The sequence below is a fragment of the Vulcanococcus limneticus LL genome, assembly GCF_002252705.1.
Lineage (GTDB): Bacteria > Cyanobacteriota > Cyanobacteriia > PCC-6307 > Cyanobiaceae > Vulcanococcus > Vulcanococcus limneticus.
Genome location: NZ_NQLA01000131.1, coordinates 1 through 1,345, shown reverse-complemented (window position 1 = coordinate 1,345; position 1,345 = coordinate 1). Strand labels below are relative to the sequence as shown.

General features: G+C 60.8%; 2 protein-coding genes. Both read right to left on the bottom strand.

All coding sequences use genetic code 11. From position 1 onward, the window contains the following. Positions 1-518: 518 nt before the first annotated feature. Positions 519-698, bottom strand: a complete 180-nt coding sequence (locus tag CJZ98_RS19625) for a helix-turn-helix domain-containing protein (RefSeq protein WP_408645530.1) — start codon at positions 696-698, stop codon at positions 519-521. Positions 699-803: 105 nt separating this feature from the next. Further along, positions 804-1,199 carry an MFS transporter gene (locus tag CJZ98_RS17685; RefSeq protein WP_198537968.1) on the bottom strand — a complete coding sequence of 132 codons (396 nt, stop codon included), beginning with the start codon at positions 1,197-1,199 and terminating at the stop codon, positions 804-806. Positions 1,200-1,345 lie beyond the last annotated feature (146 nt).

The following is a 1,345-nucleotide window of genomic DNA, read 5'->3' as shown; positions in this document are numbered from 1 at the left end:
CTCCAGCTTCTTTTTGCCTTGTTTGCCTTCTGGCTGCAGATTCTGAGCAGCCAGCTTGTAGCTCTGAGGCGCAACAAACTGCCATCAAGCGTTGAGATAGCTGCGGCTTGATAATCACTCAGCAAGGCACCTGACTGCCAGAATCTGTATTGGCGGCAGCGGCTCCGACTTTCTCAGGAGGCCCTAGGTAGACCGTGAAGCGAAGGCTGCAGTGTAAGCAGGAATGCTTTTCATCAGCTGGGATAGCGTGCGGCGATTGGGACGCATTGTATTTGGCGCGCGCCAGATGGATGCGGCGCGACTCAAGTGCGGCCTAACGCTTGCTATCACCTGGCCGCAGTGACCTCGGGCGTCGGTTAGGAGTCCTGTGGAGACGGACCAGGTGAATGGCATTGTTAGACAGCCGTCTCCTCTTTAACAGAGAGACTGACATGCAGTTGAAGCCCGAATACGGACATAATCCCTAAAACACTTCCACGCTCGAGATTACCCCTAGAGGCGAGAGATGTATAGAGACTTTAGCACCCCAATCCAGCTTCCCCTGAAATCTGTGTGATGCCTTGTGTGCGAGCGATATCATCTCGCGCAGCGGCTACCAGCATTGGATCTCCATCCTCTAGAGCAGCTTTGAAATAGGCAGCCATGCCTTCACTCATGATGAAATGATTGGACGGATTCCAGGATTGGCCAGATAGCAGGCAGTGGCTGCGGATTGCACCTAGGGCAAAACCTCCCAGTGCAGCATGGCCTCCAAGCCAAGGGCCCGGCGCCGCGGAGGTTGGTGCAGCGCAGGCGTAGGGGCCTCAGCACCGACGGCCGTCGTTGACCGTTGCGACAGGCATTGGTCCCATCGGCGCGCCCCCGGGTAGCTCCGCCCCGCGGACAACAGACACCACTGCGCCCACCAGTCCCATGGCTGCCGCCAGCCGATAGGCCAACTGCTGGGCCCCCAGAAAGGCGTCCAGGGGCTGTCCACTCAGGCGCGCGCCCACGGCCCCGGCCAGAGCACCATCAGCGCCTGCGACTCCAAGGCCGTGGGCGAGAAGCGTGGCCGCCAATGCCGCCCCGATCGCCTGGCCGAAGTTGCGCGCCATCGAGAGGAACCCATTGGCCACACTGAGGTGCTCGGGAGGAATGGTGTTGAGGGTGGCGCTGTTGTTGGGCGGATGAAAGAGCCCGCCGCCCATGCCCAGCAGCACCAGGGGCCACACGATGGCGGCGGTGGAGGCGTCGGGACCGAGCCAGGAGCAGGGCTGCCTAAAAGTGTGATCAGGTCTTGGTGTCGGCCGTCATCACCCCTCCCAGGGCCAGCATCCCCTTGATGTCGTAGGCCAGCTCGCGAAAG